Raw genomic sequence first — 26,987 nt, forward strand, 5'->3', positions numbered from 1 at the left:
ACCGGGGATAATCCGCCGCGGAGCCAATAGGGCTTTTCCTTAGTCCATGCGATCTGCCATGGCAGTTTCGTGTCGACGATCAGCCCCGAAGCCCTGGACGACGCGCAATCTGCGTCACTGGCCGCCCTTGCCCGCATTTTCGGCTTTTCGAGCTTCCGCGGCGTGCAGGACCAGGTGGTCAGCCGGGTGCTGGCGGGGCAATCCACCCTCGCGGTGATGCCAACCGGCGCGGGCAAGTCGCTCACATACCAGCTCCCCGCCGCGATGCTGCCGGGCACCTGCGTGGTTATCTCCCCGCTCATCGCGCTGATGCACGATCAGCTGCGCTCGGCCAATGCCAATGGCCTCGCCGCCGCTGCACTCACCAGCGTCGATATGGACCGCGAGCAGACCATCGAGCGCTTCCGCTCAGGCCAGCTCGACCTGCTCTACGTCGCGCCCGAACGCGCCAGCCAGCCCCACTTCCGCGAACTGCTGACCCGCGCCCCCATCGCGCTGTTCGCTATCGACGAGGCGCATTGCGTCTCCGAATGGGGCCACGATTTCCGGCCGGATTATCGCCTGCTGCGCCCACTGCTCGATAGTTTCGCCGATGTCCCGCGCCTCGCGCTCACCGCCACGGCAGACCGCCACACCCGCGCCGATATCCTCGCCCAGCTTGGCATCCCCGATGCAGGCCTGATCATTGCCGGGTTCGACCGGCCCAATATTCGCTATCACATCATCCCGCGTGACAACGCGCTGCGCCAATTGAAGGCCCTGCTCGCCGAACAGCCAGGGCCGGGGATCGTCTATGCGCCCACGCGCAATGGCGTGGAGAAACTGGCAGAACAACTCTCGGCAGGCGGTCGCCGCGTGCTGCCCTATCACGCAGGCCTGCCTGCCGAGGTGCGCGCCGCCAATCAGGCCGCGTTCGTCGCCAGCGAAGACATGGTCATGGTCGCCACGGTCGCTTTCGGCATGGGGATCGACAAGCCGGATGTCCGCTTCGTTGCCCATGCGGGCCTGCCCAAATCGATTGAGGGCTATTATCAGGAAACCGGCCGCGCCGGGCGCGACGGGGATGATGCCGTCGCCTTGATGCTCTGGGGCGCAGACGATTTCGCCCGCGCCCGCATGCGCATCGGCGAAGTCGAGGAGCACCGCCGCGCCAGCGAACGGGTGCGCCTCGATGCGCTCGCCGGTCTTGTCGAAACCCACACGTGCCGCCGCGCCGTTCTCCTGCGCCATTTCGGGGAGAACCCGCCCGAACGCTGCGGCAACTGCGACAATTGCCTTCACGCGCCGGGGGTGACAGACGCGACGCAGCTGGCGCGCAAGTTGCTCTCCGCGGTCTATCGCACGGGGCAGATGTTCGGCCTTGGCTACCTCGAGAAGGTGCTCACCGGCGCAGCCGACGAACGCGTTACCGATCGCGGCCACGATCAGCTTTCGGTCTTCGGCATTGTCCCCGGCGATGAGGCGCCGCTCCTGCGCTCTGTCGCGCGCGCGCTGCAGGCCCGCGGCACGCTCGTCACCAATGAGCACGGCGGCTTCATGCTCGGCGGCGATGCCCGCGCGCTGCTCAAGGGCGAGGGGCGGCTCGATCTCGTCGTCGCACCCAAGACTGATCGCACCAGCCGCCGCCGCCGGGGCGGGGAGGCCGTGCCCAACCCGGTGGGCGAGCCCCTGTTCGAAGCCTTGCGCGCCCTGCGCCGCGAGCTTGCGCAAGAAGCCGGCGTCCCGCCTTACGTGATCTTCCACGATTCCGTCCTGCGCGACATGGCGGCGCGGCGGCCCACCACCCAGCAAGACCTCGGCGCCATTGGCGGTGTTGGCGCACGCAAGCTGGAAGCCTACGGCGACCGGTTCCTTGAGGTGATCCGGGGGTTTTGAGGTCGCTCAGAACGGAATCTCGGCCCCGTCCCACGCAAACAGTCCGCCGCTATCCTCCGGCGTCAGCCCTTCCAGCACCCCCAACAACGCCCCTGCCGAAAACGCTGGCGTAAACAGCTTCTCCGCCGCCACGCCGCGCTGAAACGGTGCCGACAGTGCGCTGTCCACGGTGCCCGGATGCAGCGTCACCGCAACGGCCTGCGGGTGGGTTCGCGCCAGTTCCAGCGCGAGGTTCTTGACCAGCATGTTCAGCGCCGCCTTGCTGGCGCGGTAGGCATGCCAGCCGCCTAGTCGGTTATCCGCAATCGAACCGACGCGCGCCGAAAGCGCGGCAAACACCGTGCGTCCGTCGCGCCGCAGCAGCGGTAGCGCGTACTTCGCGATCAGTGCCGGGCCGATGGTGTTCACCGCAAAGAGTTCCGCCATGCCCTCGGCGCTCAGTGCGCGGTACGATTTCTCCGGCCCCGTCCCGTCCGCACGGGTGAGCCGGCCAGTGGCGACGAGCACCATGTCGAGCGGCCCGCCGATGCCAGTGCAGGCGGCGGCAATGCTTGCCTCGTCCTGCAAGTCGAACGCGAATGGCCGCAGCTTGCCCCCACCTGGTGCATCGCCGCGCCGCGCTCCGGCGTGGACTTGGGCAACATCGGCGCGCGAAGCCAATGCCGCGGCGAGCGCACCGCCAATGCCGCCGGAAGCGCCGAACACTGCGCAGCGCAGGACAGGGGAATGACCGTTCATGCCTCGGAATTGGGCGCTCGGCGCCCCGCTGTCGAGCAGGTCCGAAGGGCAGTGGCTGTATTATCTTGCCAATACAGCTTGCGAACCGGCGATCGGCACGCCACATTGCCAGCACAAGCGCCCGCCGACTATCCCGGGGGCGGGAGTGAGACACGACGCCATGGCCAGCAACTCGACCGATACCGTTTCCCCCATCACGCTGACTCCGCCCGATCCCGTGCCGGTGGTCGCGCCGACGCAGGCGGCAGGCCTCGTGCCGGTGAGCGACGACACCAGGTCCAAGCTCGAAGCGCGCGCGGAGGCGTTCGTCGCCGATCTCGTCGCGCAGGATGCGGCGAGCCCTGAATTCGGCAAGCGCGTCGATCAGCTCTCCAACATGGGCCGCAAGGAAATCGCGCAGGCGGCGGGCATGTCGAACCGGTTTCTGGATCGCCCAGTGCGCGCGATGGACAAGGATGGCGGCGTCGGCGCCGATCTCGCCGCGCTGCGCCGCACGGTGGAGGAGCTTGATCCCGGCCGCCAGGGCAAGCTTTCCGGCCCGCGCAAGATCCTCGGCATCATCCCCTTCGGCAACAAGCTGAAGACCTATTTCGACAGCTACCAGTCCTCGCAAGGCCACATCAAGGCGATCCTCGACCGGCTCGCTTCGGGCAAGGACGAGCTGCTGATGGACAACGCCGCGATCGACGTGGAGCGCGGCAAGCTGTGGGAAGCGATGGGCAATCTCGAGCAGATGATCCACATCTCGAAGGTGCTCGATCAGAAGCTGGAAGATGCTGCTGCCGATCTTGATCACACCGATCCAGCCAAGGCCAAGGCGATCCGCGAAAGCGCGCTGTTCTACACTCGCCAGCGCACGCAGGACCTGCTGACCCAGATGGCGGTCACGGTGCAGGGCTATCTTGCGCTCGATCTGGTGAAGAAGAACAATGTCGAACTGGTGAAGGGCGTGGACCGCGCGGGCACGACCACGGTCGCCGCGCTGCGCACCGCCGTCACCGTTGCGCAGGCGATGACCAACCAGCGGCTGGTCCTTTCGCAGATCACCGCGCTCAACACGACGACCGCGAACATCATCGATTCCACCGGCAAGCTGCTGCGCGAGCAGACCGGCAAGATCCATGAGATGGCCGCCTCCAGCACGATCCCGCTGGAGACACTGCAACGCGCGTTCCAGAATATCTACGAGACGATGGACACCATCGACACGTTCAAGCTCAAGGCGCTCGATGCGATGAAGCAGACGGTCGATACGCTTTCGGGCGAGGTCGAGAAGTCCAAGGGCTATATCGCGCGCGCCGAGGGGCAGGCGCAAGCGAAGCTCGCAGGAGACGCCACCTCACCGCTGCTGAGCCTGGAGGGCTGACCTTCACATGGCGGAAAGCGCGAGCGAGAGCAGCCGGATCCTTGCCGAAGCGCGCGCCAGCCTGCAGCGCCAGCAGGCCGGCGGGCGCCGGGTCGGTGGTCGTTCGATCGGGCGGCGTTCGGCGGAGCTGAAGCGGCTTCACCTGGCGCGCAAGGCCGCGCGCATGGCGTTTGCGGTCATGGCGATCCTGCTCGGCGCGTTTGTGACGGGGCTGGTGATCAACGGCATTGGTTTCACCGGGATCGTGGTGACCTTCCTGGCCATCGTCGCCGCGCTGGCGGTGCTCGGCACGTTTCCCAAGCTCAAGGTGCCGGATCTCACGGCGCTGAACCGGGGCGACGTCCGCACCATGGTCGCGCGTACCGAACTCTGGCTCGAAGCCCAGCGCCCGGCGCTGCCTGCGCCTGCGGTGAACCTGATCGACCAGATCGGCGTGCAGCTCGATGGCCTCGGCCTGCAGCTCGAAGGTGTCGATCCGGCTGAACCCGCCGTCACCGAAGTGCGCAAGCTGGTGGGCGAGCATCTTCCTGGCATGGTCGAAAGCTATCGCCGCATCCCGGCGGGCCTGCGCCGCGAACAGCGCGACGGGCGCAACGCCGATCAGCAGCTCACCGATGGGCTCGGCAAGATCAGCCAGGAGATCGATGCGGTCACGCGCCAGCTGGCGGCCGGCGATCTCGATGCCCTCGCGGTGCGCGGGCGCTTCCTCGATTACAAGTACGGCGGCGAGCTCGATCAGGCGGCCCCGCAGCTTGCTGCGCCCAAGGCTGACGTCTGATGCGCGTCTCGATCCCCCACACCCTCGGCAAGGATGAACTGCGCCGCCGCATGGCCGCCCGGCTGGGTGACGCGGAGGCCAAGGCCAAGGGCATGCTCGGCGGCCTTGCCACGGTCGAAACCAGCTGGGTCGATGAAGACACGCTGGACGTGGTTGTCAGCGCGATGGGCTACACCATCCCGTGCAGCGCCGCGATTGCCGATGCCTCGCTGGATTTCGAGGTCGAGATTCCCGCAGGCGCCGGTTTCGCGCGGCGGATGATCGAAAGCGCGGTGCGCGAAAAGGGCGAGAAGCTGGTCGGTTGACCGGCGCACGTTTCAGGCGAGGCGCGCTTCCATCTCCGCAATCAGGGCATCGAGCGTGCCGAGGCCGTCGAGCGTCGGCGCGTCGATCAGGACTTCAACCTTGCCGCCGCGTTCGCGCAGGACTGCCGGAAGCGGGATGCCCTTGTGCGGCGTGTCATCCTTGTGCTGGAACACCGCCGGCATCGGCAGCCCCGCGAGCCACTTCCGCCACTTCGGGTCCATCCGCAGCGAACCGTAGGTCACCGCACAGAGGCTGCACGGGTACGTCGATGGCGAGAGCGTCTTGTGCAGCGAATCCAGCGCCATCTACACCAGCCCGCCATTGGCGTTGTAGATGAAGATCAGACGGTCCGCTGCGGGCGAGGCGGGCGCGCTCACGCCGCCAGGCTGTACGGCTCGATCTCACCGGTGAGGTACAGCTTCTTCGCCTTGGCGCGGCTCAGCTTGCCCGAGCTGGTGCGCGGCAGCGTGCGCGGCGGCACGAGTTCGATCACGCAGTTCATGCCAGTGATCGAACGCACCTTCTCGCGGATCGCGTCGCGCAGCTTCACGCGCTCTTCCGGATCGGACACGCGGCAGTGGACGAGCACCGCCGGGGTTTCCTCCCCGTTTTCGGTCTCGACCGAGAAGGCGGCGATATCGCCCTGATGGAAGCCGGGCAATTGCTCGACCGCCCATTCGATATCCTGCGGCCAGTGGTTCTTGCCGTTGATGATGATCATGTCCTTCGCCCGGCCGACGATGAACAGGTAGCCTTCTTCGTTGAGGTAACCCATGTCGCCGGTATCGAGCCAGCCGCCCACCATGCAGGCTTCGGTCGCTTCGGGATCGCGGAAATAGGAGTGCATGACCGAAGAGCCCCGGCACCACACCTTGCCGATGTGGTGGTGGGCAAGGGCCTCGCCGTGCTCGCCGCGCACTTCGACTTCCATGCCGCGCACGGGAACGCCGCAGTTGACGATGGCGCGGTAGCGGGCGGGCCGGGAGAGATCCCGAGGGGTGCCCGAAAGGCGCTCTTCCTCCACCAGTTCCACCCGGATGCCTTCGCCCGGCGGCATCACCGTGACGGCCAGCGTCGCTTCGGCAAGGCCATAGCTCGGCAGGAAGGCGCTTGCCTTGAAGCCGGCGTCGGCAAAAGCGTTGACGAAGCTCTGCATCACATCGGGCCGGATCATGTCCGCGCCGTTGCCTGCAATCCGCCAGCGCGAAAGGTCGAAGCGTTCGGCCACGTTGCTCTGGCTGGAGATGCGGCGCGCGCAGATGTCATAGCCGAAGGTCGGCGAATAGGACATCGAGGTGCCCTTGTTGCGGCTGATCAGATCGAGCCACGCCAGCGGACGGCGCGCGAAATCCTCGGTCTTGAGGTAATCGGCGGAAACCTGGTTGGCGATCAGCGAAAGGAAGCAGCCGACGAGACCCATGTCGTGATACCAAGGCAGCCAGCTGATCGCGCGGTCGCCGGGCTGGAATTCCATGCCGTGCGAATGGCCCGCAAGGTTCGCCAGCAGCGCGCGGTGGGTAACGGCAACGCCGTGGGGGAAGCGGGTCGAGCCGCTCGAATACTGGAGGTAGGAAATCGCGTCCGGATCGGGCGTCGGCAGTTCGGTATCAGCCGGCTCTGCCGCGGCGGCGAATTCCTGCCAGGTCAGGCCCTTGCAGCCGCAGCGCTCTGCCGCAGCGGCGCAGATTGCTGCGATCTCGTCGGGGTAGAGCAGCATCGCGGGATCGGAGCTGGCGATCTGCACCGCAAGCTGGTCGATATAGTTTTCCTTGCCGCCGAAGCTGGTAGGCAGCGGCAGCGGCACCGGCCAGGCACCTGCATACATCGCGCCGCAGAACAGCGAGGCGAAGTCTGCACCGGTCTCGGCGATCAGGGCAATTCGGTCGCCCGGCTGCACGCCCATCGCGATGAGACGGCGCGCGGCGACGAGCGCATCGGCGCGCAGCTCGGCATAGGGATAGACGCGCACCAGCGTTCCACGCGCATCGTGGAAATTGAGGCCGCAAGGCCCCTCGGCGGCGAAGTCCAGCGCCTCGCAGAAAGTGGTGAAATCGGCGAACCGACGCGGACGCCCATCGTCGTTGGGCGTCGGAACCAGCGCGGCCTTGGCGGCGGCGTCCAGGACAGTCATGCGTTACCCCGTTATGGTTCTGGGTTGAATGCGATAGGGGCCCAACCGGGCTGTTCTGTCCCCGCAGACGATTGCGGGACGTTCCCATTTACGCGGGACTGTGGCACGAATGTGGCATGGCGTTTACTAGTTCCGTGCACGCGTCGGGCCGAGCCGGGGGGAGACGGCAGAAAACCCCGCCTCCGCCGCTCGATCAGGCTGCCCTCGATGCGCTCGCGCTGACCTATGTGGCGCGTTTCGCGACAAGTTCGGGGCGGCTTGCGGACTATCTGCGCCGCAAACTGCGCGAGCGCGGCTGGGCGGAAGAGAGCCCGGCCGACATTGCCGCTCTCGTAACGCGGATGGCGGAGCGCCGCTATGTCGACGATGCTGCTTTCTCGGCCGCGAAGGGCGAGAGCCTGCGCCGCCGCGGCTATGGCGCACGGCGGATCGACGATACGCTGAACCACGACGGCATTGCCGAGCCCTTGCGCGCCGCCGCGCGCGGCAACGAGACCGAGCGCCGCCAAGCAGTGCTCGCCTTTGCCCGGCGCAAGCGGTTCTGGCCTTATTCAGGTGAACCCTGCCTTGATCCTGCCATGCGCCGCAAGCACCTCGCGGCCTACCTTCGCGCCGGGCACGGGCTTGACCATGTACGCCGGGTGATGGATGCGCGGGACCTCAGTGACCTCGAAGAATGGGCCGATGAACATGAATAAGGCGATCTGGCCGAAGACGCTCTGGAATAGGGCCGCCAGCCTTGCGCTGCTGATTGCGGCAGTCGGCTGCTCGCCGCTCGGCGCGGGATCGACGAGTGCTCAGGGGACGGCCACCAATGCGCCAGCCGCACAGCTTTCGGTCCACCCTGTCTCCGGCCTCACCGTCGTGCCGCTGACCGTGACGACCGCCAGCGGCGCGCACGTGTTCAAGGTTGAAGTGGCCGCCACGCCGGGCGAGCAGGAACGCGGCCTGATGTTCCGCACCGTGATGGGCGCGGACGAGGGGATGATCTTCCCGATGAACCCGCCCCGGCCCAGCGCGTTCTGGATGAAGAACACGGTGATCCCGCTCGACATCATCTTCATCGGCGCGGACCACAAGGTGCTCAACATCGCGGCCAACGCAGTACCCTATGATCTCTCGCCGCTTCCGTCGGTTGGCGCTGCGGCGGGCGTGCTGGAGCTCAACGGCGGGCGGGCCGCGCAGATCGGGCTGAAGGCGGGCGATACGGTCAGCTGGTAGGTCCTTGGGTCTAAACTCAATCAGGGCGCCTCGAACGCGCCATGATTGAGTTTGGACACTAACCCCAGGGCAGCAGCACGACCTTTCCGCCAAGCCCACCGTTTTCGATCCTACGGTGCACATCGGCGGCGGCGGATAGCGGCAACCGGTCTGCCACGTTTGGACGGATGCGGCCTTCCTTCAGACAGCCCAGCAGCTTGGTCAGATCGTCGGCGAATTGTCCGGAATGCGCTTTGCGCCTTTCAGTAATCGAATACCACACCGCGCGGCGGCCGCCGAGCAGCGGGCTGAGCAGCGACCAAAGCTTGAGGCGGGCGAGGCCGAGCCCGGCGGCAATCAGGCTTTCCCCGCCTGTCGCCATCGTCTGCGAACCATATCCGACCAGCACGCCGCCCTTCGCCAGCGTGCTGAACGAGCGCTTGAAATGCGCGCCGCCAATCGCATCGAACGCTGCATCGACCCCCCGCCCGCCTGTCGCCCGCTTCACGGCCTCGGCAAAGTCCTCGGCGCGGTAATCGATCGCCTGCGCGCCGTAGCTTTCAACCACGCCCAAGTTTGCGGCGGAGCAGGTGCCGATCGCGCGCAGCTGCATCGCCCGGGCCAGATCCAGCAGCGCCGTGCCCACCGACCCCGACGCGCCGACGACGAGGATTGTCGCGCCCGACTGGATCGCTGCGGCGCGCGCCAGCATCTGGTATGCGGTCATGTAGGCCAGCGGGAGGCAGACCGCTTCTGCCGGATCGATACCCTCCGGCACCGGCACCAACGAGGCCGCCGGCCGCACGGCATATTGCGTGTAACCGCCAACCACGGTGAGATCGGCCACCATCTCACCCAGCGCCGGGCGGGTGACGCCTTCGCCCAGCGCATCGACCGTACCGACCAGATCATAGCCCGGCGTGAAGGGCAGCGGTCCCTTGAAATCCGGATAGCGGCCCATGCGGATGAACGCGTCGGTAAAGCCGGTTCCCGCCGCCAGCACCTTGATGCGCACTTCGCCCGGGCCGGGCACAGGCAGCGCGTCCTCGCGCACAAGTTCAAGGACGTCTGGCCCGCCGAACCGGGCAATCTCGATATGCTCCCACGCCACGCGACCATCCTGTTGCAAGGGGCTTTGCCTTGCAGACTATGAACACAGGGCAGCAATGCAATCCCTTATGCGATGATGCGCTTGCATGGCCCCCCTGTCAGACGCTAAGCGCGCATCCCATGAGCATCCTCGGCAAGATCTTCACCTGGTGGGACGGCGCCACCTTCGGCACCATGCTCGACAGCGCGCGCAATGGCGTGAAAGTCGGCACCGACGTGCAGGGCAACACCTACTATCGCGCGCGCAAGCCCTATCCCAAGGGCCACCCCTTCGCCGGGACCGAACGCCGCTGGGTGATCTACAACGGCGCAAACGACGCGAGCCGGGTGCCCGCCGAATGGCACGGCTGGCTGCACGGCAATTTTGACGGCACGCCCGAAAGCAACCTCCCGCCGCCACGGATCTGGGAGGTCGAGTTTACCCCCAACGCCACCGGCACATCTGCCGCCTACCGCCCGCAGGGTGCGCTTGAGCGCGGCGGCAAGCGCGCGCGCGCCACGGGCGACTACGAAGCCTGGTCGCCCGAGGGCTGATGCGCCGCTTCGCACCGCTGCGGCTGACGCCTGCTCTGCTGGCGGTGGTTCTATCCGGATTGGCGGCATGCAGCGGCAACAAGAACGCCGAGGCCCCGCCACCTAGCGAGGCGACGCAAGGGGCAGGCCCCGCGGCCGATGCGTCAGGCGTCGTCGAAAGCGAGTTCGGCACCCCGGTCAAGGACCGCGTGGCAACGCTCGGCTTCCTCAACAAGCGCAACAACATCACCCAGATCATCACGCTGAAGACCGGCGAATCGCGGCGTATCGGCAATGCGATCATCAAGCTTGCCACCTGCGAGCGCACAGCGCCGTGGGAGGATCCGCCCGAAACCGGCGCTTTCGTCCAGCTCTTCGTCGAGGAGCGGGCCACCACGAAGGACAAGCTCGCCTGGCACAAGGTCTTCTCGGGCTGGCTGTTCAGGAATGCGCCCGCGCTCAACGTGGTCGAGCACCCGGTCTATGACGTATGGGTCAAGGATTGCGCGATGAAGTTCCCCGGCGAGGAGGACAGCCCTGCCGCCGCAGCATCTACCAGCAGCCCGGCAAAGCCAGCCGGCAAGCCGCCCGCCGCCGCCGCCGCTCCGGCAGCACCCGCCGCGCCGAACGACGCCCCGGCAGACGATTCGCCGCCAACCTGAGCGCCCGGGCCCGGCGCCAACGCAGCCTGCAGCATTTCGAGGTAGCGCGCCTGCGTGATCTCCACCGCACCCAGTGAAGCAAGGTGCGGTGTGGTGAACTGGCAATCGAGCAATTGTGCCCCCGCCCGCCGCAGTGCCGCGACAAGCCACGCCAGCGCCACCTTCGAAGCATCGCTGGTGCGGCTGAACATGCTTTCGCCGCAGAACACCCGGCCAAACCCGACGCCGTAGAGCCCGCCGACGAGCACTTCGGTGCCGCCCGGCCCTTCTTGCCAGGTTTCGATCGAATGAGCATGCCCGTGGCGGTGCAACTCGCGGTAGCTTGTCGCGATGCGCAGGCTGATCCAGCTGTCCTCGGCATCGACACGCGGCGCAGCGCAGGCATCGAGCACCGCGTCGAAGGCCTCGTTGCAGGTCACGCGGAAGCGGCCACGGCGCAAGGTGCGCGCAAGACTGTGCGACACGTGAAACCCGTCCAGCGGCAGGATCGCGCGCATCCGCGGCTCGACCCAATAGACTTCAGGGTCATCGCGGCTGTCCGACATCGGAAAAATGCCGGCGCGATAAGCCTGAAGCAAAAGTTCGGGCGGAATGATCGAGGTGTCGTGACGGGACATCTTTGGCCGAATCTTCTTTGGTTGCGCTGGCCGCGTCAACCCACTAAGGGCGCTTCTCCGGCACAGGAGTGTAGCTCAGTTGGTAGAGCATCGGTCTCCAAAACCGAGGGCCGTGGGTTCGAGTCCCTCCACTCCTGCCAAGTCCTGCGGATAGATTCCGCAGTAAGGGCTCGGTGCCGGTTCCCACTTTCGTGAGTTTGTCCCTTGTGCCGCCGCCTGCCATGGTGCGGCGACAAACCACCACTCCTGCCGAAAGCACCCAGCCATGACCGTCAAAGCCTATGCCGCAGCGGCCGCCGACCAGCCGCTTGGGCCCTTCGCGATCGAACGCCGGGAAGCCGGCCCGAACGATGTGGTGATCGAGATCGCCTATTGCGGGGTGTGCCATTCCGATCTGCACACCGTGCGCGGCGAATGGGGCGGCACGATGTTTCCCTGCGTGCCGGGCCACGAGATCGTTGGCACGGTCAGCGCCACCGGCAGTGCAGTGACGCGATTCGCGCCCGGCGATACGGTCGGCGTCGGTTGCATCGTCGATAGCTGCCGCACTTGCGCGGCCTGCGGCGAAGGGCTGGAGCAGTTCTGCGCGAGCGGGATGACCGGCACCTACAATTCGCCAACGCCCGATGCGCCTGGCCACACGCTCGGCGGATACTCGCAAGCGATCGTGGTCGATCAGGCCTATGTGCTGGCGATCCGCCACCCGAAGGAGCAGCTCGCCGCCGTTGCGCCGCTGCTCTGCGCCGGAATCACCACTTGGTCGCCGCTGCGCCACTGGAATGCCGGGCCGGGCAAGCGCGTCGGCGTGGTCGGTATCGGCGGCCTTGGCCATATGGGCATCAAACTTGCCCGCGCGCTCGGCGCCGAAGTGACCGGCTTCACCACCAATCCCGCCAAGCGGCAGGCGATTCTCGATCTCGGCGCGCACCATGTCGTGGTCTCGACCGACAAGGCGGAAATGAAGGCCGCGCGCGAAAGCCTCGATCTCATCATCAACACTGTCTCGCACAGCCACGATCTCGATCCCTACCTCCTGACGCTGACGCGCGACGGGACGATGGTGATGGTGGGCGGGCCGGAAAAGCCGCACCCGATGCCCACGCTGTTCCACTTGCTGACCCGCCGCCGCAGCATCGCCGGCTCGCTGATCGGCGGCATCGCTGAAACGCAGGAAATGCTCGATTTCTGCGCCGAACATGGCGTGGTCTCCGACATCGAGCTGATTCGCATGGAAGAAATCGAGGCGGCCTATGCGCGCATGCTGAAGAGCGATGTGCGGTATCGCTTCGTGATCGATACGAAGACGATCTGACCGGCTGCGCTGGCAGGCCGCTCCCCTGCCGGAGCCGGAGGTTTGCCAGCGCGCCGCCGCTCCCCCGGCCTCTTGCCAAGTGCCGCCCCAGCGCCTAAATGCGGGCTTCTTCCGACATCGGAAACTTCGCCTGCCCCTCCCGGACCTGTCCGGGGCGGCGATGAGGCCTAGCCGGAAGCCGTGGAAGCCCGTGCGATGGACGTGCGGCCCCAAGTTGAAGTGATTGGCAGGAACACGTGATGGCAAAGCTCAGCCCCGGCGAATTCATCAACCAGGTCCGCGCCGAAGCGCGCAAGGTGATCTGGCCGACGCGCGCGGAGACGACCACGACTGCGATCTTCGTCGGCATCATGATGCTCATCCTTGCGGTGTTCTTCCTCGGCATCGATTCGATCTTCAGCCTGATCGTGCGCTCGCTGCTGACGCTCGCCTGATCAGCTTTACTCTCAGTAGATTCACGCAAGGACTGCACATGGCCCGCTGGTACATCATCCACGCCTATTCCGGTTTCGAGAGCAAGGTGAAGGATGCGATCCTCTCCGAAGCCGAGCGCATCGGGCTCTCGCAGCTGGTCGAAGCGGTCGAAGTGCCCACCGAAACCGTCACCGAGGTGAAGCGCGGCAAGAAGGTCCAGGTCGAGCGCAAGTTCATGCCCGGCTACGTCCTCGCCAAGCTGGCGATGAACGATGACATCTATCACCTTGTGAAGAACACGCCCAAGGTCACCGGGTTCCTCGGCAACAACAACAAGCCGCAACCGATTTCCGATAAGGAGGCCGCCCGCTACTTCGGCGCACGCGAAGCCGCCGCTGCCGAGCCGCGCAAGCAGGTGCTGGTCGATTACGAGATCGGCGATTCGGTCAAGGTCAACGCCGGCCCGTTCGCCTCGTTCAACGGCACTGTCGAAGAGCTCGATTTCGAGAAGCAGCGCGTCAAGGTCGCCGTCTCGATCTTCGGCCGCGCGACGCCGGTCGAACTGAGCTTCGAGGAAGTCGAACTGGTCAAGTAACGGCGGGGGCAGCTCGCCCCCGCTCTCCGCCCCCCGGCTTCGGCCCGCGCTTCTGCGGCGCGAGCGGGCGGCCGAGCCGCGCCTCCATGTCCGCCAGCCACTCGGGCGAGCCCACCGGCCGCCCCACGCTTTCCGCCTTGCGCAGCGCGGCATAGGTCAGCGCCTCGTCAAAGGGTTCGCCCAGAAACGCCGCAAAGTCCCCCACCCGCTCCAGCGCCGGCGCCACGGTGACGACGTGATCATCCTGCCCCGCCAGCAGCGCCCGCGTGCTCGACCACGGCCAGTCCTCCGCGCGGGCCACAAGCCGCGCCCGCACCGGATTCAGCGCGATATACCGCAGCGCCGTCACGAAATGTGCCTCGTCCATGGCGACCGAGCCATAGCGGCCCTGCCAGAGGTGGCCGGTTGTCCGGCGGCGCGCATTGATAAAGCCGGTATAGCGCCGATGCAGATCGCTGAACGTACGCCACAGCCCGTCCTGATCCCTCGGCACCAGCACGACATGGACGTGGTTCGGCATCAGGCAATAGGACCACACCTCCACCTCCACCTGCGCCCGCTCCGCCGCTGCCGCCAGCAGATCGAGATAGAGCGCGTAGTCGCCGTCCTCGAAGAAGGTGCGTTGCCGCCCGTTGCCGCGCTGGGTCACGTGGTGCGGAATGCCCGGAATGACGACGCGGGAGAGTCTTGCCATGGCGGGAGCTTGGGTGGATTTGGGGGTTTAGTAAAGTGTCACCTTAATCCAGAGTGGGGTTTACGCAGATGTTGGGTTAATTAAACCTATTGGTGTGACGCTGTAAATTTTCGCAACCTCATATCTGCAAATAAATTTTTCCGCGATAAAGAATAAGTTTTTATTGAAACTGGACCAATTGACTTCGCGTAATTCACAATTTCAAAAATATTTATAACAGGATCGCTACGAGATATTGAAACGCACTCATCAATAAATTTATCGCCAAAATAGCAACCTTCCCTAGAAATTATTTTAAACCTTATAATTTGATTAACTTTTTTCTTTTGATTGTATTCAATATAATCCCAAGATGATCCCACTTCACCTCTGTATTTAAATATATGATGACCCGTATCCAAGTCTACAATGTCACCATTTTGATCCGCAAGAATCGAAATGTCATCCTCTGAAGGATTAACTTGCAGAATATAGCCATCCTTTAGTCGATCAGAAATGCTCCACACTTCGCATCTCACGCGCCCCTTTTTCGAGGGTATCCCGCAAAATTTCCAAGAATTTCCAACAGCAAGCGGAAAAAATCCCCCGCCCGATCCAATCTCGCTGGCAGCATTTGCCGGAAACGCAGCAAAGAGAAAATAGATCGGAGCAAAAATCACCAATTTCATAATCAGTCTCTCAAATATTAGTTATTGTCCGGATTACGGTGACACTTTACTAAATCCCCAATTACCGCACCCCGTCCGTCACCCATCTGCTGGCGCAGCCTAATTTGGGGATTTAGTAAAGTGTCACCGTAATCCTTTTATCTTGCTACCCGAGCAGACCACTCCAACCTCGCTCGATTCAAGCTGTGTTCGTTAGCTCCACCTGCAAAGTCGGGGTCTTCACTTTGAACTGGATCATCTTCCCAACCACACACGCTGCATACTTCGTACACGCCTAGCTCTGTCAGGGCGTACGCCCCACAGCAAGGACAAGGCAAAAAATTACCATAATTGAGGATATCACTCATTGCTTATTCCAATAATTTATGCCGGCTTTAGGACGGAACATCGTGCGAGGGGCGCCATTCGCGGCCTGCGATGCAAACGTATTAGTGTTCGGATCGTAAAATAGCCGATCACCATTGGGTCGCGTTTTTGTCAATGTTCCACTCGGCGGGTTGTTAGGATTACGGTGACACTTTACTAAATCCCCAATTACCGGATTACGGTGACACCTTACTAAATCCCCAATTACCGCACCCCGTCGGCCACCCACACAAAGACGCACCCTCACGGCTTGATCCCGTAGTGCGCGTAAAAGTGCCCTACATCCGGAAACACCGTCTTCGCCGCCTTGCTCAGCGCCGCCGCCTTCGTCTTGTCGCCCATGCGGTCCGCCACGATTCCGGCCATGTAGAGCGAGGCGGTCTGTTCGGGTTCCGCCGCCAGCGCGGCTTCGTAATCGGCCATGGCTTCTTTCAGCCGGCCCGCGCGGAAGTGCACCAGCGCGCGGCTGTCCATGTACATTGCCGGGTCGGAATCGAGCTCGATCGCCTTGTTGCAATCGGTGAGTGCCGTATCGAGCGCGGTGTTCCTAAGGCCGAGATACCAGCAGCGCGCATTGCGCAGCTTGGCTGACGAGCCGCGCTTCTCCAGCGCTTCGTCGAGCATGGCGAGCGCCTCGTCATGCCGGTCGGCCTGTTCGAGCCGGTCGACCTTTTCGAGGAAGTTCGAGAGGCCGTCGTCGGTGGCGAAGTCGAGGTCGGTGGGCAGCAGGTCGAGCCCGTCGTCTACCTTGCCAGCCTCGATCAGATCATAGGCAAGGCTGCTGCGGGCATCGGCATTGCCCTGCTCGAGATCATAGGCAGCCTGCGTATCGGCGAGCGAACCAGCACGATTGCCGATCTTGCTGCGCAGGCCCGAACGCTTGAGATAGCGGTCTGCCGAGGCATCGAGCGCGATGGCGCGGGTGTAGTCGGCTTCGGCTGCAGCCCAGTTGAACAGCGTCCGTTCGAACCAGGCACGGTCGGTCAGCCGGGTCGCATCGTCGGGCTTGTCGGCAATGCGCGCATCGAGGATCGCACGCACTTTGGCGAGGGCGGGGCTGCCCTTGCGCCGCGCCACATCATCCCACCACTTCGGGTAGGACGGGTCGAGCGAGAGGCGCGCGGTGCGTTCCATCGCATCGGAAATCGCCTTGGCGGTGCTGCTCGCCTTGTCGGGCGCAATTTCGGCGCCACTCTCGCGCGAGACGATTTCCTCCGAAAGCGTGCCTCCGGCGAGAGCAAGGCGGCGCTGCCAGGTGGCGGCGGGCAGGTCGAGGCTGCCGGGATCGCCGCCGCTCAGCGTCACGCCCTTGCCCGCATCGGGCAGGCCCCACGTTGTGCGCAGCCGCGCATGCCACGGCTCGCTGATCAGCGCCGGGATCGCGCGCCACGCCGCCCGGTCGCGCGGGGCGTCGTAGGTGACCTTGAGGCTCGGCGGCACTGCGAGTGCATAGTGCCCGTCGCGGTACTTCCAGTCCGGATAGGCAATGCCGTCGAAGTCCAGCGTCCACACGGCCGCCTCGGCATCCCAGGTCGAGCGCGGTTTGCCGACGAACGTGTCGCCGATCCAGTTGGTGGCCGCCTTTTCGGCAAAGCCCGTCAGCTTCTCGTCGTAATTCGGGCCCGGATCGACCTTGTAGGCCGCGGCGTACGTGCCGTTGTAGCGCAGTGTCAGGTGATAGGGCGTGGCAAGGTGCGGCCCGGCGGCCATGTCGTAGGAAAGGTCAGCCTCGATATCGGGCCGGGTATGCGCGCGCAGCGGCAGCGCAAACAGCGCGGGCTTGCTGCCTTCGATCGTGCCGCCCATCGGCAGCACCGTGCCATAGCGGGGTACATCGCGGATATCGGCGAGGCGCGAACCCAGCATCGTGCCGTCGAGCCAGAAGTCCTCCTCACCCACCTTGGCGTGGACGAAGACATGGTCGAACGCGAGCGCGGCGGGTACCATGTCCGGCACCGCATCACCGCGCTTGCTGTTCGCCATCACCGGCTCGGCCTTGATCCCCAGCCGATCGAGCACTGCGAGGAGCAGCAGCGTCTTGGCCTTGCAATCGCCATAGCGCTTCGCCCAGGTATCGGCGGGGGCCTGCGGCACATAGTTGCCGTTGCCCATCGCGATCAGTTCATAGCGCACCTCGTCCTGCACCAGCCGCAGCGCATCGGCCATGCGGGTGACCGGATCGGCGGATCGTTTGGCAATCGCATCGACCCGCGCGGCAAGGTCAGAGCCTGCCGGGATCGTGTCCTTCACCGCGTAGAGTGGCGCCATGACCTTGGCGACCGCGGCCCAGTCAGGGAAGCTGGTGAACTGCAGCAAGGGCACCGGCGTGAACCGGCTCGGTGCATTCTTGGGGACATCGGGCAGCTTTGCCACCGGCAGCGGCACCACGATTTCGGTCCAAGTCGCGTCGACGGGCTTCGGCGTGGGCGTGACCCCCGGCGCCAGCGACCTCACCGTCAGCGGACTGGCCGTCCGCCACACCAGCCGCGCCCGGCCGAAGCCGACCTTGAGCGGCGCGGGCAGCAGCACGAGGCCATCCTGCACGTGGCCCGCCAGCGCAGTGTCGCGCTCAGAAATGCTGAACACCATGCGCAGCACGTCACCCACGCGAAGGCCTTCGATATGCTTGACCGCCGTGAGCTGGCCATCGACCATCAGCCGCTCCAGCCCCGCCTCGCGCCGGATCACGGTGATGCCTTCGCCCTTGCCGAGTGCATCGATCACGGAATCGCCGCGGATGATTTCCAGCTTGTGCAGCGTGAGGTCGCCGTGGTCCGGCTGCCAGGGCAAGGTCAGCGTGCCCATTTGCAGCAGGGCTTCCGGGCTCGAGGCCTGGCGCATGGTGTCGATATAGACGGTGGTGGTGTCACCATCGACCTGCACCTGCTCATCGAAGCGCACCGCGCTGTCCGCCTTTAGCACGGGCGGGGCCTGCGTCACCCAGGCGGGCACCGGGGCGATCAGGACCTTGTCAGCCGCGCGTGCAGACGTGGAGGCAAGCGCCGAAACAACGACTGCGGCAATTAGGTTTCTGTGCAAGTGAGGCCCCGACGAACGACTGAAGAGTCAAGGGATAACCATGTGGCGACAAAGCGCAACGGTTCGTCCGACCATATCGGCAGGGCCGGGAAATCGCGCCTCGCCGTGTGGCTGGCCAATCGTCCTTCGTGCCGATCAGGCCGCAAACGCACAAACCACGCCTTCGTGGCAACCCGACGGCAAAATTCAGGAGTTTACTGTTTGATACCCAGGCCAGCCGCGGCTGGTTCCCTTCCGGAACCCCGGCGCGGCCGCATTGGCCGCGAATTCTGCGCGATCGGGGGGGATAACCTGATTGGTTAACAAGTGGCCCGAAAGCGGTGTGATCAAGTTCGGCTACCGGTACTTGCTCCGGTGACTTATGCAGATTTGTTCGGAACCGCTGGTGGCAAATCTATGCATTCACAGCGCTGAAGACAATATCGATGCCAAGGCTGGCAGAAAAATGTGCGCTGATGACAATGGAACCTGAGCAGATTGATCAGACCAACAGGTCAGCGACCGTCCGCCTCACTTACATCAATGTCAACCCAGAATGGAGCGATTCCCGAAATTGTACCGGGCTTGCATAATCATGGTTGACCGTAAGACTACGTATATGCATCCTAACGCGTAGGGGATTCGGCCAAGAAGGCCCAATTACATTTTCAAAAAAGGTGATCTGGGGCATGGCAATTTTCATTGGCCAGGCGGCCACCAATAATGTGTTCTCCGGAACCGCGGTAGCCGATACTTTTCAATTCGCAGCAGCGGATCTCAATTCGCTCGATACCTTGACAGGCGGCGGCGGGGCCGACGTCCTGCAATTGACCACTGCGGGTGCCCTGGCAATTGACGCACTGGCCGGTGTTACTGGAATTCCTTCGATCCTGTTCGCTGCAGGCGGCAACAGCATCACCTTGCTCAACAGTAATCTGACCGGGGTAGCCGGGTCAAAGATCATCGTTACTGGCGGCGCGGGCGACGACACGGTTGACGCCTCCGGGCTGACCGGCGTGAATGCAGTTGATATCCGCTCGGGAGCAGGGTTGGACACACTGAAGGGCGGCGCGGGCGGAGACTCGTTCCGCTTCGCCGCAGCAGACCTCGCGGGTGACACCATCATCGGCGGTCTTGGCACCGACTTCCTGGTCCTGACCACCGCCGGCGCGCTCGGTGCAACCGCGCTCGCCAACATGAGCGGTGTCGAGATCATCCAGCTCACCGCCGGCACCAACGCGCTTACGCTCGTCGACGGCAACTACACCGGCGTCAGCGCCAAGATCACCGTCTTCGGCACCAGCGGCAACGACACGATCGACGCCGCAGGATTGACCGGCACGAACAGCGTTGATTTCCGTGCAGGCGCGGGTTCGGATGTGCTCAAGGGCGGTGCGGGCAGCGATCTGTTCAATTTCGCAGCTGCGGACCTCGCAGGCGATACGATCACCGGCGGCCTCGGCACCGATTTTCTCGTCCTGACGACGGCAGGCGTGCTGGCGGCCAACGCGCTGGCGAACATGAGCGGCGTGGAGGCGATCAATCTCGCCGCAGGCACCAATGGCGTTACGCTGGTCAACGCCAATTCCACCGGGCTCACCGTTGGCCGCATCACCGTCAACGGCAACAGCGGCAACGACACCCTCGATGCCTCGGGTCTCACCTTGGGGACCGGGGCCGACTTGCGCGCCGGTGCTGGCAGTGACGTGCTCAAGGGCAGCAGCGGCAACGATCTGTTCGGCTTTGCCGCTGCCGATCTTGCTGGCGATACGATCACCGGCGGTCTTGGCAACGATATCCTGATCCTGTCCACCGCCGGTGTGCTGGGGGCAACCGCGCTGGCGAACATGAACGGCGTTGAGTCGATCAACCTCGCTGCGGGTACCAACAGCATCACACTGGTCAATGCCAACTACACCGGTGTGGCGACCGGGCGCATCATCATCAACGGCACCAGCGGCAATGATACGCTCGATGCCTCGGGCCTCACCGGCACCAACGCAGCCGATCTTCGTGCGGGCGCGGGTACGGATGTCCTGAAGGGCGGCGCCGGTGCCGACTCGTTCCAGTTTGCGGCAGCGAACCTCGACTCGCTCGACACGATCACCGGCAATGGCGGTGCAGACTTGTTGCAGATGACCAGCGCAGGCGTGCTGGCCGCCAACGCGCTGGCCGGCCTGACCTCGGTCGAAACCATCACCCTCGCCAACGGCACCAATTCGATCACGCTGGCCAACAGCAACTACTCCGGTGTTTCGGGCGCGAAGATCGTCGTCAACGGCGGTACCGGCAACGACACGATCGACGGCTCGGCCCTCACCGGCGCCAATGCCGTCGATATCAAGGCTGGCCTCGGCGTCGATGTGCTGAAGGGCGGCGCAGGCTCGGATACGTTCCGCTTTTCCGCGAACGAGTTGGCAGGCGATACGATCAGCGGCGGCCTTGGCACCGATTTCCTCGCGTTGAGCACGGCCGGCGCGCTAGGCGCCACCGCGCTCGCGAACATGACCGGGGTCGAGATCATCCAGCTGGTGGCGGGCACCAATGGCCTGACCATGGTCGATGGCAACTTCACTGGAGTGGCATCGGGCACCAGGATCACTGTGTTCGGCAACAGCGGCAATGATACGATCGATGCCTCCGGCCTGACCGGCACGAACGCGGTGGATATCCGCTCGGGCGCAGGGGTCGACGTGCTGAAGGGCGGCGCAGGGGCCGATCTGTTCACGTTTGCCTCGGCGGATCTTGCCGGCGATACAATCATTGGCGGCCTTGGCGGCGACTTCCTTGTCCTCACCACTGCTGGCGTGCTCGCGTCAAACGCCCTGGCAAACCTCAGCGGCGTTGAAACGATCAATCTTGCGGCGGGGACCAACGGCCTGACGCTGGTCAACGGCAACTTCACCGGGATTACGGGCGCGAAGATCATCGTCACCGGCGGCAACGGTGACGACACCATCGACGCTTCGGGCGTCACCGGCGCGAACGCGGTCGACTTGCGCTCGGGCGCGGGCCTCGATGTGCTCAAGGGCGGCACCGGCGCGGATTCGTTCCGCTTCGCCGCAGCCGATCTGGCGGGCGATACCGTGCAGGGCGGCACCGGGACCGATACGCTGCTGCTGACCTCGGCAGGGACGATCGCCGCATCTGCGCTTACGAATGTCTCCGGGATCGAAACGGTCCAGCTGGCAGGCGGGACCAACACCTTCAACCTCACCGATGCGATGGTTTCCTCCGCCACGGCAACGACAGTGGCGGTCATCGGCGGAAGCGGCAACGACCTGATCAACGGCGGCGATGTCGTCACCGCGACCAACCGGCTCGATCTGACGGCTGGTACGGGCAACGACACCCTGTTCGGCGGCTCGGGCGCGGATACCTTCCGGTTCGCCGCCTCCGCTCTCGATGCGGGCGATACGGTGAACGGCGGCACTGGCGCGGCAATCGATACGCTGGCGATCACGGGTGCTGGTACGATCGATCTTGCGGGCATCAACATTCAGCAGATCGAGGCGGTGACGACCGACAACGCCGACCATACGATCCTGCTCGACGACGACATCATCAGCACCGCGCAGGGTACGAGCATTTCGATCACTGCGGGCACGGGCGTCGATACGCTCAATATTTCGCGCGTTGCGAACGCCGACAGTGCGGTGCAGGTCAATCTCGGCGATGGCAACGACACGATGACCCTCAGCGCCTATGATTCCGGCTTCGGCGTCTACGCCGGTCCGGCTGCTGGCAAGCTCTCGGGCACGCTGGGCGCGGGGAACGATACGCTCAAGGTGCTCAGCGGCTTCTTCAATGCGCCGTCATCGCTTTCAGGTGGCACGGGCACCGATACGATCGAGTTTGACAACTACTACGGCAGCTCCGCTGTCATGAGTGCGGCGGTCACGGGGTTCGAGAACGTCAATCTTGTCGATACGATCACGGGCGGCGGATACAGGATCTACTTCGTCGCCAACGATACGGCTGGGCTGACGATCAACGGCCAGTATGCGGCGAATAGCTACTATCTCAATCTTGGCGCTGGCGGGCAGACCGCGAACGGCAACGCACTGGATGACAGCATCTTTGGCGGCAGCGGCAACGACACAATCAACGGCAATGGCGGCAATGACTTCATCGAAGCTTTCGGTGGTTCCAACACCTCGAGCGGCGGTGCGGGCAACGACAGCATCGTGTGGCATGCGGGCGATGCCGTGGTGTCCGGCGGGGCCGACAACGACACGCTGATTTCGGTGTCCGGCGGCAACTTCGATCTCAGCCAGGTGGATCAGAGCCTTGGCGACACTGCCAACACGACCGGCTTCGAGAACATCAACCTGTACCAAGCCTATGATCCGAACACCGGCTACAGCAGTTCCGGTGCCTTCGGTGGTACCGCCAAGGGGAGCAGCGGCGCCAACGTCATCAACGGGTCCCAGTATAACGACGTGCTCGATGGCAATGGCGGTGTCGACAGTGTCTACGGCAACGATGGCGCGGATACGATCACCTATCGCGGCACCGAGGTCGAGGTGAATGCCTACTACGCGGGCTATACCTTCGATGCGGTGCAGAACGATACGCTGGTTATGGCGGCTGCCGCTACGGTCAATCTGGGCAATGCCGACCAGACATCGGGCGACGCCGTCTTTGTCACGGGTTTCCAGAACGTCGATGCCTCTGCCCTTTCCGCGGCCTTAAGCCTGACGGGTGACTCGTACGACAACCGCCTGATCGGCGGTTCCGGTGCCGACGTGATCGCGGGCGGCGATGGCAGCGACTGGATCGACGGCGGGGCTGGCCTCGATGTGGTGACGGGTGGCAATCAGAACGACATCATCACCTATCGCGGCACGGCCAGCACCATCAGTGGCGGCGCCGATACCGACACCCTTCGGGTGGTTGGCGCGGCGACGATCAACCTCAACAACGGTGACCAGTCCAGCGGCGACACGGCTGTGGTCAGCGCGTTCGAGAACGTCGATGGATCGGCTTCGGTTGTTTCGTTCACCGCGATCGGGCGCAACGATCTGCGCAGCGTGCTGATTGGCGGCAGCGCTGCCGATACGCTGACTGCGGGTGCTTTCGGCGCAGATATCACCGGCAATGGCGGGGCTGACACGCTGGTTGGTGGGGCCGGTCAGGACAACTTCTATCTCAATGCCGGTGATTTTGCCGCAGGTGAATCGATCAACGGGGCTGGAAGCGGCGATAACGACCAGTTGATCGTCCGTGCCACGACGAACTTTACCAGCGGTACGATCTCGAATGTTGAATCCCTGTTTGCCATTGCGGCCGACGCCAACGGCAATCTGCTCAATCAGGGGGTAACGGTGACGCTCACCGGCGCGCAGGCGGCCGGGTTCCAGTATATCTACGCAAACAACCAGTATAACGGTACTACCGAGACGTTCATCATCAACGTGGCGTCAGGCACGACTGTCGATCTGACGGCGATCAGCTTCAACTATTTCGACGGAGCCGATACCCTTGCCATCAACGGCGCAGGCGGGAATGAGACGATCACCGGGCCGACCTTCGCCAGTGTCATCCACGGCAACGGCGGCAACGACACGCTCAAGACCCCGACAACCTACGGCTATTGGTACGATGGCACGCAAGTGTTCGGCGATGCCGGCAACGATCGCATCGACTATGGCTACCCCTTCATTACCGTCACGCTCGACGGCGGAGCCGATAGCGACACGCTGGTTTACAGCTACGCCGCCGGCAACGCCGATCTGATCGACCTCACTTCGGCGACGGACCAGACCATCGGCGATTCCGTCACGGCCAGGAACTTCGAGAACCTTGACTGGAGCACCAGCTTCTATGGCCTTACCGCCACAGGCAGCAGCGCGGCGAACACCATCCTCGGCAGCTCGGCGAGCGATATCATCGATGGCGGTGCCGGGCTCGACGTCATCGACGGCCGGGCCGGAGATGACCTGATCACCTATCGCAGCACCGCGAGCAGCATCAAGGGCGGGGCAGACACCGATACGCTGAAGGTGTTCGGCGCGGTCACGATGTTCCTCAACAATGCCGACCAGACCAGCGGCGATACGGTCTCGGTCAGCGGGTTCGAGCATGTCGATGCTTCCGGCTCGACTGCGGCAGTGACCGTGAGCGGCCGCGCCGATGTGCGCAGCAGAATCACTGGCGGCAGCGCTGCCGATACGCTCACCGCCGGGGCTGCCGGTGCGGAAATCACCGGTAACGGCGGGGCCGATACTTTGATCGGTGGCACCGGGCAGGACAATTTCTACATCAATTCCGGCGATTTCGTCGCGGGCGAATCGATCAACGGGCAAGGCGACATCGACCAGCTTTACGTCCGCGCGACGACAGACTTCACTGTCGGCACCTTGTCGAACCTCGAGTACCTCAACGCCACAGCGCAAGATGCGCAGGGCAACTATCTCGAGCAAGGCATGACTGTCACCCTCAGCGGTGCGCAGGCAGCCGGGATTGGCACCATCTACGCAAACAACGCCTATTATGGCACCACTGCTGAGGCATTCGTCGTCAACGTGGCGTCGGGCACGACGGTCAATCTCTCGGGCACGGGCTGGGGCAGCTTCGATTCCAGCGACAGCCTCTCCATCAACGGTGCGGGCGGCAACGAAACCATCACCGGGCCAGGCATTTCCAGCGTTATTCACGGCAACGGCGGCAACGACACGCTGAAGGCAGGCAATGGCAGCTACTGGGCCGATGCCATGCAAGTCTTCGGCGATGCCGGCAATGACCGCATCGATTATGGCTATCGCCTCTACAGCACGACACTCGACGGCGGGGCAGACTCCGACACGCTGGTCTACACCTACGGTGAAGGCGTTACCGACGTCATCGACCTTTCGTTGGCAACGGACCAGACCTCCGATGATATCGCCGTGGTCAAGAACTTCGAGAACCTTGACTGGAGCGCAAGCTACTATGGTCTCAACGTCACCGGCAGCAGCGGGGCGAACAACATCATCGGCAGCCAGATCGGCGATGTCATCGATGGCGGCGCAGGTCTCGATGTCATCGACGGCCAGAGCGGCAATGACCTGATCACCTATCGCAGCACCGCAAGCACGATTGGCGGCGGGGCTGATACCGATACGCTGCGGGTACTCGGGGCTGTCACGATCAATCTCAACAATGCCGACCAAACCAGCGGTGATACGGTCACAGTTACCGGCTTCGAGAATGTCGATGCTTCGGGCTCGTCGGTTGCTGTCACGGTGACTGGCCGGAATGATTTCGCAAGTGACCTGATCGGTGGCAGCGCAGCCGACACCCTGACCGCCGGGAGCGGAGGCAGCGGCGCTTACATAACTGGCGGTGGCGGGGCCGATACCCTTATCGGTGCAGCCGGGGATGACGCCTTCTACATCAATTCCGGTGATTTCGCCGCAGGCGAATCGATCAACGGCGGAAGCGGCTACGACCAACTCTACGTCCGCGGGACCACCGACTTTACCGGTGGTACGCTTTCAAACCTTGACTACCTTGAAGCCACTGCGGCCGACGCCAATGGCAACCCGCTTAACCAGGGCATGACCATCACCCTCACTGGCGCGCAGGCGGCCGGTATTGCAAGCATTTACGCTAATACCGCCAACCCATACTCCACTGCGGAGGCCTTCATCATCAACGTCGCGTCGGGCACGAAAGTTGATCTCTCGACGATCAGCTGGCAGTACTTTGATGTCAATCTCGACAGCTTGGCCATCAATGGCGCTGCCGGTAACGAGACCATCACCGCAGCATCCGTTACCAGCGTCCTGCATGGCAATGGCGGCAATGATACTCTGCGCGGTTTTTCATCCGGATACTGGTTCGATAACAGCTCTGTGTTCGGTGACGCCGGGAACGACCGCATCGACTATGGCTATCGCAACTACACCGTCACCCTCGATGGCGGCGCTGATACTGACACGCTGGTGTACAGCTACTTCGAGGGTGCGGTTGACCAGATCGATCTCTCGCAGGCGGCGGATCAGAGCCTTGGTGACTTCACGACGGTCAAGAACTTCGAGAACCTTGACTGGAGCGCGAGCTACTATGGTCTCATTGCCACCGGCAGCAGCGGCAACAACCTGATCATCGGCAGCCAGGTTGGAGATACGCTCACTGGCGGCGCGGGTTCCGACGTGTTCGGGTGGCAAACGCGCGACGGTTACTCTGACACCATCACCGACTTCCTCGCTTCCGCCGACGACCTGCGCTTCGCCGCCAGCGCGTTCGACTTCAACGGTGCCGCATTCGACCAGCGCCTCGCGACAGGGTCTACTGCGGCCGATATCACCGGCAAGGACCTGATCATCTACACCGGCGCCAATCTCGACAGCGTCGGCGATGTCCAGAACTACCTGAACGCGGCAACAGGTGGCAGTGTCGGCGAAGGGGTGTTCATCGTGGGCAAGGACAGCAGCAACCACACCGTGCTGTATCATGCGCTCGATGCGAGCTACACGGTCAACACGAATGTTGTCGAAGTCGCCGATCTCGGCACCCTCACCGGTGCCACGTCGATCCAGCTGGCAGACTTCCTGTTTGTCTGAACATAAGGGGGCTGCACCCGCTGCAGCCCCCGTCTCCCCCATTGCCAAAGCGGCCCTTGCCCGCTAATGGCGCGC

Annotated in this window: 20 protein-coding genes, 1 tRNA gene and 1 pseudogene; 13 read left to right on the plus strand and 9 right to left on the minus strand. The window is 63.9% G+C overall.

Translation table 11 applies throughout. The features are described from left to right. Positions 1-69: 69 nt before the first annotated feature. Positions 70-1,875, plus strand: a complete 1,806-nt coding sequence (recQ, locus tag ACODS2_RS00840) for a DNA helicase RecQ (RefSeq protein WP_488997171.1) — start codon at positions 70-72, stop codon at positions 1,873-1,875. A 6-nt stretch (positions 1,876-1,881) separates the two neighbouring features. Here recQ and ACODS2_RS00845 read toward each other — a convergent pair whose 3' ends face one another. Beyond that, the gene (locus ACODS2_RS00845; RefSeq protein ID WP_488997172.1) at positions 1,882-2,613 is read right to left on the minus strand and encodes an SDR family NAD(P)-dependent oxidoreductase; all 732 of its coding nucleotides are present in this window, start codon (positions 2,611-2,613) and stop codon (positions 1,882-1,884) included. A gap of 160 nt (positions 2,614-2,773) precedes the next feature. On the opposite strand from ACODS2_RS00845, the gene ACODS2_RS00850 reads away from it, so the two are divergent. Genes ACODS2_RS00850 through ACODS2_RS00860 form a run of 3 tightly spaced genes read left to right on the plus strand, consistent with a single transcriptional unit; the run spans position 2,774 to position 5,062 of the window. Continuing rightward, positions 2,774-3,979: a toxic anion resistance protein gene (locus ACODS2_RS00850; protein WP_421836230.1), complete on the plus strand. Its 1,206-nt coding sequence runs from the start codon at positions 2,774-2,776 to the stop codon at positions 3,977-3,979. 7 nt (positions 3,980-3,986) lie between these two features. After that, a complete protein-coding gene (locus ACODS2_RS00855; RefSeq protein WP_488997173.1) occupies positions 3,987-4,757 on the plus strand; it encodes a hypothetical protein in 771 nt (256 codons plus the stop codon). Further along, positions 4,757-5,062, plus strand: coding sequence for a hypothetical protein (locus ACODS2_RS00860; protein ID WP_488997174.1), 306 nt, complete (start codon positions 4,757-4,759; stop codon positions 5,060-5,062). Before ACODS2_RS00855 ends, ACODS2_RS00860 begins: the two co-directional genes overlap by 1 nt. A 12-nt stretch (positions 5,063-5,074) precedes the next feature. Here ACODS2_RS00860 and ACODS2_RS00865 read toward each other — a convergent pair whose 3' ends face one another. Both ACODS2_RS00865 and ACODS2_RS00870 read right to left on the minus strand, forming a co-directional pair. Then, the gene (locus tag ACODS2_RS00865; protein ID WP_488997175.1) at positions 5,075-5,368 is read right to left on the minus strand and encodes a hypothetical protein; all 294 of its coding nucleotides are present in this window, start codon (positions 5,366-5,368) and stop codon (positions 5,075-5,077) included. A gap of 68 nt (positions 5,369-5,436) precedes the next feature. After that, entirely contained in the window at positions 5,437-7,194 is a 1,758-nt protein-coding gene (locus ACODS2_RS00870) for a fatty acyl-AMP ligase (protein ID WP_488997176.1), read from the minus strand. 134 nt (positions 7,195-7,328) lie between these two features. Here ACODS2_RS00870 and ACODS2_RS00875 point away from each other — a divergent pair, with 134 nt between their 5' ends. Then, a complete protein-coding gene (locus ACODS2_RS00875; RefSeq protein WP_488997177.1) occupies positions 7,329-7,892 on the plus strand; it encodes a regulatory protein RecX in 564 nt (187 codons plus the stop codon). After that, a complete protein-coding gene (locus ACODS2_RS00880; protein ID WP_488997178.1) occupies positions 7,879-8,415 on the plus strand; it encodes a DUF192 domain-containing protein in 537 nt (178 codons plus the stop codon). Before ACODS2_RS00875 ends, ACODS2_RS00880 begins: the two co-directional genes overlap by 14 nt. Before the next feature lie 58 nt (positions 8,416-8,473). Here the strand turns inward: ACODS2_RS00880 and ACODS2_RS00885 are convergent, their stop codons facing one another. Further along, positions 8,474-9,523, minus strand: a complete 1,050-nt coding sequence (locus ACODS2_RS00885; protein WP_488997179.1) for a medium chain dehydrogenase/reductase family protein — start codon at positions 9,521-9,523, stop codon at positions 8,474-8,476. 101 nt (positions 9,524-9,624) lie between these two features. Here ACODS2_RS00885 and ACODS2_RS00890 point away from each other — a divergent pair, with 101 nt between their 5' ends. Both ACODS2_RS00890 and ACODS2_RS00895 read left to right on the plus strand, forming a co-directional pair. Next, positions 9,625-10,038 (plus strand): NADH:ubiquinone oxidoreductase subunit NDUFA12, encoded by a 414-nt coding sequence (locus tag ACODS2_RS00890; RefSeq protein ID WP_488997180.1) that lies wholly within the window; start codon positions 9,625-9,627, stop codon positions 10,036-10,038. Further along, a pseudogene (locus ACODS2_RS00895) lies at positions 10,038-10,463 on the plus strand (DUF2155 domain-containing protein); the annotation flags it as partial. The gene ACODS2_RS00890 and the pseudogene ACODS2_RS00895, both read left to right, overlap by 1 nt. 35 nt (positions 10,464-10,498) lie before the next feature. Here the strand turns inward: ACODS2_RS00895 and aat are convergent. After that, positions 10,499-11,296, minus strand: coding sequence for a leucyl/phenylalanyl-tRNA--protein transferase (aat, locus tag ACODS2_RS00900; protein ID WP_488997181.1), 798 nt, complete (start codon positions 11,294-11,296; stop codon positions 10,499-10,501). Between the two features lie 64 nt (positions 11,297-11,360). Here aat and ACODS2_RS00905 point away from each other — a divergent pair. The 4 genes from ACODS2_RS00905 to nusG all read left to right on the plus strand — a co-directional run bounded on the left by ACODS2_RS00905 (position 11,361) and on the right by nusG (position 13,617). Further along, a tRNA-Trp gene (locus ACODS2_RS00905) sits at positions 11,361-11,436 on the plus strand. Positions 11,437-11,561: 125 nt separating this feature from the next. After that, positions 11,562-12,608, plus strand: coding sequence for an NAD(P)-dependent alcohol dehydrogenase (locus ACODS2_RS00910; protein ID WP_488997182.1), 1,047 nt, complete (start codon positions 11,562-11,564; stop codon positions 12,606-12,608). A 239-nt stretch (positions 12,609-12,847) separates the two neighbouring features. Further along, positions 12,848-13,042: a preprotein translocase subunit SecE gene (gene secE, locus ACODS2_RS00915; RefSeq protein ID WP_298168698.1), complete on the plus strand. Its 195-nt coding sequence runs from the start codon at positions 12,848-12,850 to the stop codon at positions 13,040-13,042. A 38-nt stretch (positions 13,043-13,080) separates the two neighbouring features. Next, on the plus strand, positions 13,081-13,617 hold the full coding sequence (gene nusG, locus ACODS2_RS00920; RefSeq protein ID WP_298168695.1) for a transcription termination/antitermination protein NusG: 537 nt from the start codon (positions 13,081-13,083) through the stop codon (positions 13,615-13,617). Here the strand turns inward: nusG and ACODS2_RS00925 are convergent. From ACODS2_RS00925 to ACODS2_RS00940, 4 genes are all read right to left on the minus strand, one after another. Next, positions 13,610-14,311, minus strand: a complete 702-nt coding sequence (locus ACODS2_RS00925; RefSeq protein ID WP_488997183.1) for a transposase — start codon at positions 14,309-14,311, stop codon at positions 13,610-13,612. The genes nusG and ACODS2_RS00925 overlap by 8 nt on opposite strands. A gap of 86 nt (positions 14,312-14,397) precedes the next feature. Further along, a complete protein-coding gene (locus ACODS2_RS00930) occupies positions 14,398-14,979 on the minus strand; it encodes a hypothetical protein (protein ID WP_488997184.1) in 582 nt (193 codons plus the stop codon). Between the two features lie 137 nt (positions 14,980-15,116). After that, a complete protein-coding gene (locus ACODS2_RS00935; protein WP_488997185.1) occupies positions 15,117-15,326 on the minus strand; it encodes a CPCC family cysteine-rich protein in 210 nt (69 codons plus the stop codon). 262 nt (positions 15,327-15,588) lie between these two features. Continuing rightward, positions 15,589-18,384 (minus strand): DUF3857 domain-containing protein, encoded by a 2,796-nt coding sequence (locus tag ACODS2_RS00940; protein ID WP_488997186.1) that lies wholly within the window; start codon positions 18,382-18,384, stop codon positions 15,589-15,591. A gap of 668 nt (positions 18,385-19,052) precedes the next feature. Between ACODS2_RS00940 and ACODS2_RS00945 the strand changes: the two genes are divergently transcribed. After that, a complete protein-coding gene (locus ACODS2_RS00945; RefSeq protein ID WP_488997187.1) occupies positions 19,053-26,912 on the plus strand; it encodes a hypothetical protein in 7,860 nt (2,619 codons plus the stop codon). Positions 26,913-26,987: the final 75 nt, after the last annotated feature.

Source organism: Novosphingobium sp. FG137, from assembly GCF_057809735.1.